The 7,579-nt window shown below is 57.6% G+C and carries 7 protein-coding genes; 2 read left to right on the top strand and 5 right to left on the bottom strand.

Annotated elements, in window-relative coordinates:
- Window positions 1–55: 55 nt before the first annotated feature.
- On the top strand, window positions 56–538 hold the full coding sequence (locus ABEV74_RS18165) for a hypothetical protein (RefSeq protein ID WP_430148178.1): 483 nt from the start codon (window positions 56–58) through the stop codon (window positions 536–538).
- Between the two features lie 89 nt (window positions 539–627).
- On the top strand, window positions 628–1,704 hold the full coding sequence (locus tag ABEV74_RS18160) for a CotH kinase family protein (RefSeq protein WP_430148176.1): 1,077 nt from the start codon (window positions 628–630) through the stop codon (window positions 1,702–1,704).
- A 58-nt stretch (window positions 1,705–1,762) separates the two neighbouring features.
- Here the strand turns inward: ABEV74_RS18160 and cysK are convergent, their stop codons facing one another.
- The 5 genes from cysK to ABEV74_RS18135 form a co-directional block, all read right to left on the bottom strand.
- Window positions 1,763–2,689: a cysteine synthase A gene (cysK, locus tag ABEV74_RS18155; RefSeq protein ID WP_430148174.1), complete on the bottom strand. Its 927-nt coding sequence runs from the start codon at window positions 2,687–2,689 to the stop codon at window positions 1,763–1,765.
- 23 nt (window positions 2,690–2,712) lie between these two features.
- Window positions 2,713–4,017, bottom strand: coding sequence for an MFS transporter (locus ABEV74_RS18150; protein WP_430148172.1), 1,305 nt, complete (start codon window positions 4,015–4,017; stop codon window positions 2,713–2,715).
- A gap of 86 nt (window positions 4,018–4,103) precedes the next feature.
- Complete coding sequence (locus ABEV74_RS18145) at window positions 4,104–4,634, bottom strand: hypothetical protein (protein WP_430148169.1); 531 nt, start codon at window positions 4,632–4,634, stop codon at window positions 4,104–4,106.
- A 122-nt stretch (window positions 4,635–4,756) separates the two neighbouring features.
- Window positions 4,757–5,176, bottom strand: coding sequence for a DUF350 domain-containing protein (locus ABEV74_RS18140; RefSeq protein ID WP_062494858.1), 420 nt, complete (start codon window positions 5,174–5,176; stop codon window positions 4,757–4,759).
- A gap of 15 nt (window positions 5,177–5,191) precedes the next feature.
- Entirely contained in the window at window positions 5,192–7,555 is a 2,364-nt protein-coding gene (locus tag ABEV74_RS18135) for an endonuclease MutS2 (RefSeq protein ID WP_430148166.1), read from the bottom strand.
- Window positions 7,556–7,579: the final 24 nt, after the last annotated feature.

Raw genomic sequence — 7,579 nt, 5'->3', positions numbered from 1 at the left:
CGGGCTTTCGAAATTTAGGCTTATATTAACCTTCCAAAGAAAAGGAGGTGGAAAGATGGCAACAGAAAAAAAGTCGAGTCATTCCGACGGCGACCGTAAGAGAGGCTCTCGCGGTTCTCGTGGTTTTCACGGTTTTCACGGTTTTCCCGATTTTCATGGTTTTCCAGAATTTCACGGATTTCCCGTTTTTCCCATATTTCCCGGTTCTCACGGCTCTCACGGTTCCCATGGCTCTCACGGCTCTCATGGCTCTCACGGTTCTCCCACGGCTCTCACGGTTCCCACGGCTCTCACGGTTCCCACGGCTCTCACGGCTCTCACGGCTCTCATGGCTCTCACGGTTCCCACGGCTCTCATGACTCTCACGGCTCTCATGACTCTCATGGCTCTCATGACTCTCATGGCTCTCACGGCTCTTGGGGCGATCGCTCGCAAGGCAAGAAACACGACCTCAAGAACAAAAAAAGGAACAAAAGAAAGAAAAGCAAAAAACATTCACGCCGCAAACTTTGGAAATGAACAATTGGCCCGGTTGTGACATTCGCGTTCCCGCCTGAATAAGGTAAAGTAGCATGAAAGCCTATCGTGTACCGATAGGCTTTTACTTTTGCTCAAGGGGATGGTCTTATGTCCACGATGGAAGGCCTTCCGGTGCGCAGCATTCACATCGAATACGCACGAGACCGCGAACTGCGAATGGAAGCGCGGAGCAGGCGGTTCGTACCGGTCAAACTGGTAATCGACGGACGTTCCTCCAATGCGCAGCTGGGGATCAGAGGGGGGCATACGCGCAACTATCCGAAAAAATCGTATGAGCTCCGTTTGCCGGACGGCGAGATTTTGCACTGGAACGCGGAGACGGACGATCCTTCCATGATGCGAAACGCCCTGTCGTTTCAATTTTTTACGATGATCGGAGTTCCCGCACCCCGCACCAAACATTTTTGGCTGGAATGGAACGGCGAACCGCAAGGGGTCTATTTGGAGATCGAATCGGTAAACCGGAATTTTTTTAAGCGGCGGAAAATCTCCTATAAATCGCTGATATACGGGACGAACGACAACGCCAATTTCTCGCTGATCGATCCGGAGACGAAACGCCGCAAGGCGTCGCTTATCGACGGCTACGAATGGATTCGGGGCGGGGATATATCGAAAAAAAGACTGGGGCGGTTCGTCGGCCGGATTAACCGGTTGAAGGGCAACATGCTGCGGCAATGTTTGATCCGGAATCTCGATATCCGCCAATATTTGCATTGGCTGGCCGGAGCCGTGCTGACAGGCAATTACGACGGCTTCGACCAAAATTATGCGCTATACGAGCATCCGCCGACCGGTCGGTACCGCATCATTCCGTGGGATTACGAAGGCACTTGGGGACGCAATTGCTACGGCAGGCCATGCGGCAGCGACCTGGTGCCGATACAGGGCTATAACAAGCTGACCGAAAAGGTTCTTGCCTTCTCCTCCTGCCGGCAGGCTTACCGCAAAATACTGGTCAAGCTGCTGCGCAAGCCTTTTACCGTCGAAGACCTCGGTCCGGTCATCGACCGGATGCATAACCATATCGCCGCCGCCATCTATCACGACCATACGCGCAAACACGATTATCGTACATTTATGAGAGAAAAAGAATTTATACGGCAATATATTCACGAACGCCGGCAAGTGGTGAAGCGGGAATTGGCCGGTTGGAAGGATTGACGGACGGACCGGCCTATCGTCCGCTGCGTTCGGCCGCCCGTCCGTTTCCCATTCCCCTCTATTCTTCGTTATACCAGCCGGTGCTCAAATAGCGTTCGCCCGTATCGGGCGCGATGCAGAGCACCCGTCTTCCTTCACCGAGACGGGCCGCGATTTGCAGAGCCGCCCATACCGAAGCGCCCGAGGAAGGCCCCAGAAGCAGCCCTTCCTGCCGGGCAAGCGCACGCATCGTCCGAAGCGCATCGTCATCTTCCACCTGAATGATCTCATCGTATACCGACGTATTGAGAATCGGCGGGACGAAACCCGGACTTGTCCCCACCAGCTTATGGGGACCGGGCTTCCCTCCCGAAAGAACCGGCGAACCTTTCGGTTCCACGACGGCGATATGCAAATCCGGAAGACGCTCTTTGAGCGCTTCTCCCGTTCCGGTCACCGTTCCTCCGGTGCCCGACGTTGCGACGAACGCGTCCAGCTTTCCTCCCGTTTGCGCGACAATTTCCACCGCCGTCGTCGTCCGGTGAATGGCGGGATTCGCCTCATTCTCGAACTGGTTCGGCATGAAGCTGCCCGCAATGGCGTCGCGCAGCTCCTGCGCCTTGCGAATCGCGCCGGGCATCCGCTGCTCCGTCGGCGTCAGCACAACCTCCGCGCCGTAAGCCTTCAGCAGACTGATCCGCTCCGCGCTCATATTGTCAGGCATGACCAGAATAAGCCGGTAACCTTTGGCGGCCGCATTCATCGCCAGGCCGATGCCGGTATTGCCGCTTGTCGGCTCGATCAGCGTGCCGCCCGGCTTGATCAGCCCCTGCCGCTCGGCCGCGGCGATCAGCGAGAAGGCGGCGCGGTCTTTGACGCTCCCGCTCGGATTGAATTTCTCCAGCTTCACCAGTACTTCGGCGCTTCGGGGCGGCACGATCCGGTTCAACCGGACGGCCGGCGTATCCCCGATCAATTCGGTAACATTATTGACAACTCGCGGCATATAGGTTCCTCCAAAGTCCCATGTTATGTTCTCGTTTGCTGAGGCGCTGCCAGAATCGGCCTGATGAACCACCAACCGGCGATCGGCATGGCCCCGACGGCAAGCAGCAGCATCGCGATCGCCAGCGGCGAGTCGTCCCGCGGGACGACAGCCATATAAGCGAGCAGCCCGACCGACCGTCCGGCGGTGAGCATCAGCTCGCGCATGACGATAAATTCCACCCGCTGCCGGGCGCTCTCTTCCGTACGGCCGATCAGATCGAACACCGTCGAGGTCATCGGGATCGTATAAAGCGGCATAAAAAGCGACGTGCCGATGCCGAAAACAAGCAGTGCGGTATAGTTGAAGCCAAAAAACAATACGGTGATGACCGCCGATATCATGATCACGCCGATGAGCATGATCAGCTTGCGGTTTTGCACGGAAAGCAGCTTGCCGGTCACCCAGAAAGCTCCCAAAGCGACGAGCGACGTAATGAGTGAAAAATTGCCTACCATTTTCTCGCTGCGGGTTACGACGTATACCATCAAACCGACGAGAAACATAAAAACGCCTTCCCGCACGCCCTGCAGCGCGATCGCGGGAGCGACCCGCCGCCAGGGATTGCCCCGTTCCTTCAGCTGCCGGATCGTATGGAGCCAGTCGTATCGTTCGCCGAACTTCCGTTTGCGAAGCCAGAAGCTGAGGATGACGGCTGCCCCGTAGATGATCAGCGAAATCGTAAATATAATCCGATATCCGCCCAAACCTTGGCGCGACGTAATGACGATGCCCGATATCCAGGGAGCCAATATGCCGGCGGCCGACCCGAGAAAGCCGGCCCAGCCGTTGAACTTGTCGCGGTTATCCGGTTCGGTGATTTCGAAATAGACGACGTTGTAGGCCAGCCAGAACAAACCGGCGGCTACGCCGTTTAAAACGCCGAGCGCGATCATGTAGGCTTTGGCCTGCTCGCCAAGCATCAGCACCGCAAGATAAAAGCCTCCCGACAGCGCGACGCCGAGACGGAGGCCGTTCATTTTATTATGCTCTTTGATCCACTTGCCGGCCAGCCAAAACGTCAAGCCGCTGGTGACATACTGTGTCAGCGTATACCAGCCGAGCAGCGCATAAGATTGACTCGTCTTCCAAAGAAATACCGGAACGAAAGTCCCGGACACCGCGCCGGCCGCGCCGAAAAAGCCTTGTACTGCCAGCAGCAGCACAGCTTGAGCGTCCAGTGTTCCGGCAGGCCGTCCGGACGATCTTTCCCGGCTGTGCGCGATCTCGCCCAAGCGCTGAAACCAGGCCAGCAACCGGGACTGAACCGCATGTTTACCCTGCTGCAACTTCCATCACTCCCGCCTTTGGAATCCTTATGTAAGGTGCCCAAAAGCGGTATAAGACATGCCCGGCACGGGCTCGTTGGATATTATTAGCCGTTATCGGCCGCCGCTTCGGCTTCGCGCCGGAGCGGTGCGAGAAAACGGTCGCGGTCCTGCGGCGCGATCCGCTGCACGGTCTGGAAGCAGGAGGGACAGACATACCAGACGACACCGAACGGAGCCTCGAGCAGCGGCTGTCCGAGCGACTTCGGCACGGCCGGCCGAAAACCGGCTTCCCCGATCGTCTGCATGCCGGCTTCCAGCATATATTCCCGGCATGACGGACATTCCGGCACTTCCTCCTGACCGTCCAGCACCCGTTCGACCGTTTCTTCAACCGCCAGCCACTCACGGTCGGTGTGCCGGAAACCGTCGGCGTTGTCCGCCCAGCCGGTATCGTCGCCGGCTTCTCCTTCAACGTCCCAATCGGAATCGCCGTCATCCGGACGGTCGAGACCGATTTGCACCGTACGGTACCCGGTCAGTTCATTGTCGCAATACGGACACTTTTCCTCGGGTCCGAGTTCCTCGTCCCAGACGATTTCCGTCTGACACCAAGGACATATCGTTGTTTGTTCCATATATCCCGTCTCCTTTTATTCCATGACATAGATGATGCCGAGAACGATAAACAGTATGGCCACCGCAAGCAGCGACCCCCACAAATATTTCATCCCCGTTGCCCCTTTATTTTTTGATCATGCTAGGAAACCGATGCTCCGATGACGTAGGAAAGCGAGACGGAAATCAGCATCGCAAGCAGTCCGACCGCCCGATTGTCCTTGATCATCTCCTCATCGATCCGGAATACCGGCGTTAAAAATTCGAACAAAAAATAGGCGGCAAGCAGCAGAACGAATCCGAATCCGGCATATACCATGCTCTGGTAGACGGAATCGCCGGATTCGATCGAGAATCGGAAAATGTTGCATATGCCGAATATTTTCCCGCCGGTGGCCATGGCGACCGACAAATTGCCGTTTTTGATTTCCTTCCAGCAGTTGTACTTGGTCACCATCTCGAAGCAGGCGAGAAATACGATCAAAGCGATAACCGCTACGGAAACGTACGCGAGCGTCGCGATATACGGGTTGTCGAGCAATTGATCGACTTGCTGTTCCATCCGGCGGCACCTCCGTTATTTCAATTCGGCGACCGTTACGCCGGCTCCGCCTTCGCCGTACTGGCCGAGCCGAAAGCTTTTCACATGTTTGTGCTTGCGCAAAAACTCCTGAATGCCCGAGCGCAGTATGCCCGTGCCTTTGCCGTGTATAATGTAGACTTGGCCCATGCCGGCCAGAAACGATTCGTCCAGAAAGCGGTCGACCTCGAGCAGAGCCTCTTCAAGATTCGAACCGCGCAAATCCAGTTCCATCGAAGCGCGGTCGTCGCGCGTCCGTTTCAAGCTCGCTGCCGCTGTCGGCTGTTGCGTTTTGTTGACGGCCGCCTGCCGCTTGACAAGCTCCAGATCCGACAGTTGCACTTTCATTTTCAAAATGCCGAGCTGCACCAACGCTTCCTCGCCGGATAGCTCGACCACATGCCCCCGCTGGTTGAGGCTGTAGACCATCACTTCGTCGCCCGGCTCGATCCGCTGCGGCTTCGCGTTCGGTGCCGGCCGCTTCCGGCCGGCCGGCTCCGGTTCGGCCTGATCGAGCCGGCGCTTGGCCTCGATCAGCTTATGCTCCTTCACCGAAGCGCCTTCCTCCAGAGCGAGCTTGCGCAAATCGCTGATGATCTGCTCCGCTTCGCGTTTCGCCTTGGCCACCAGCTGCCGCGCCTCATCCCGCGCCTTCTGCAGCAGCTTCTCGCGCTGTTCCTCAAGCTTCGCCCGCTCGGCCTCAAGGCTTGCGCGGAGCGCTTCATTCTCCCGTCTGAGCGCTTCGGCGGTTTGCCGTTCGGCCTCGGCGCCGAGACGATTCTCCTCCAGCGACGCGATCATGTTGTTGACCAGCTGATCTTCGTCGCTTACCTCTCCGCGCGCATGTTCGATAATGGAACGGGGAAGGCCGAGCCGCTCGGCGATCGCGAACGCATTGCTTCGCCCGGGCACGCCGACGAGCAGCCGATAGGTCGGACTCAGCGTTTGCACGTCGAATTCCATGCTGGCGTTGATAATCCCTTTGCGATTGTAGGCATACGCCTTCAGCTCGCTGTAGTGGGTTGTCGCCACAATCCGGCTGCCCTGCCGGTGAATATGTTCGAGAATGGCGATGGCCAGCGCCGACCCTTCTGCCGGATCGGTGCCCGCCCCCAGCTCGTCGAGCAGCACGAGGCTCTTCGGCGTCATCGCCTTCAAAATCCGGATAATATTCGTCAGATGGCTGGAGAACGTGCTGAGATTTTGCTCGATGCTTTGTTCGTCCCCGATATCGGCGTATATGGCGTCGAAAACGCACAGCTGGCTGCCGTCCTCCGCCGGTACGAACAAGCCGGACATCGCCATGATGCTCAGCAAACCGATCGTTTTGAGCGTTACCGTTTTTCCACCCGTATTCGGTCCGGTTATGATGATCGCCGTATAATCGTTGCCCAGCTCGACATCGACCGGCACGACCTGTTCGGACGGGATAAGCGGGTGACGGGCGCGGCGCAGCTTCAAAAATCCCCTGTCGTTCATGCGGGGCTGCGTTGCCCGCATCTCATGGGCGAGACGAGCCTTCGCGTAAGCGAAATCGAGCTTGCCGAGCAGATCCAGATTCAATTCCAGATCTTTGGCGGCTTCCGCGGCGAGAGCGGTCAGCCTCTGCAATATTTTTTCGATTTCGCGGGCTTCGGACGCTTTCAGCTCGCGCAGCCTGTTGTTCATCGCCACGACCGCTTCCGGCTCGATGAACAGCGTCGCCCCCGATCCCGATTGATCGTGAACGATGCCGCCAAAATGGGACCGGTATTCCTGCTTGACCGGGATGACGTACCGATCGCCGCGCAGCGTAATGATCGCATCCTGCAGCATTTTCTGAACCGAGGCGGAGCGGATCATCTGTTCCAGCTTTTCCCTGATCCGGCTTTCGCCGTTCCGCAGCTCCCGCCGGATCGCGGCCAGCTCCGGACTTGCCGAATCCATCACGTCTCCCTGCTCGTCAATGCAGGCGAATATCGCATCCTCCAGCTCCTTGTGCTCGGCGATCATTTCGGCAATCCCTTGCATAAGCGGGAGCGGATCGTCTTCATGAATTTGGCCGATATGACGCTTTACCCGCCGGCCGCCTCTTGCCGTCAGCGCAATGTCCAGCAGCTCATGCGCGCTGAGCGTTCCGCCGATTACCGCACGGCGCAGCGCGGGCCGAATGTTGGCGATGCCGGCGAACGGCGCGGCGCCTTTCAGCCGGTCGGCCTTGTACGCTTCGTCCGTCATCTGAAGCCTCGTTTTCACTTCCTCCAGATCCGGACTCGGGACCGTCCGCTCCGCTTCCACTTGTCCAAGCGGCGTTGCGGCATGCTGAACCAATTTATGAATAATTTTCGGATATTCGAGCGTATGCAGAATTTTGTCGTCCAATCGCGGCACAACTCCTCTCGTTCT

It is taken from the genome of Paenibacillus cisolokensis, from assembly GCF_050481165.1.
Lineage (GTDB): Bacteria > Bacillota > Bacilli > Paenibacillales > Paenibacillaceae > Paenibacillus_AH > Paenibacillus_AH cisolokensis.
Note: the sequence above shows the minus strand (reverse complement) of the source record. Positions and strands in the feature narration are given on the sequence as shown.

Excerpts from the sequence above, each read along its gene's own strand:
- ABEV74_RS18165 (WP_430148178.1), top strand. The coding sequence starts at position 56 with ATGGCAACAGAAAAAAAGTCGAGTCATTCCGACGGCGACCGTAAGAGA.
- ABEV74_RS18160 (WP_430148176.1), top strand. The coding sequence starts at position 628 with ATGTCCACGATGGAAGGCCTTCCGGTGCGCAGCATTCACATCGAATAC.
- cysK (WP_430148174.1), bottom strand. The coding sequence starts at position 2,689 with ATGCCGCGAGTTGTCAATAATGTTACCGAATTGATCGGGGATACGCCG.
- ABEV74_RS18145 (WP_430148169.1), bottom strand. The coding sequence starts at position 4,634 with ATGGAACAAACAACGATATGTCCTTGGTGTCAGACGGAAATCGTCTGG.
- ABEV74_RS18140 (WP_062494858.1), bottom strand. The coding sequence starts at position 5,176 with ATGGAACAGCAAGTCGATCAATTGCTCGACAACCCGTATATCGCGACG.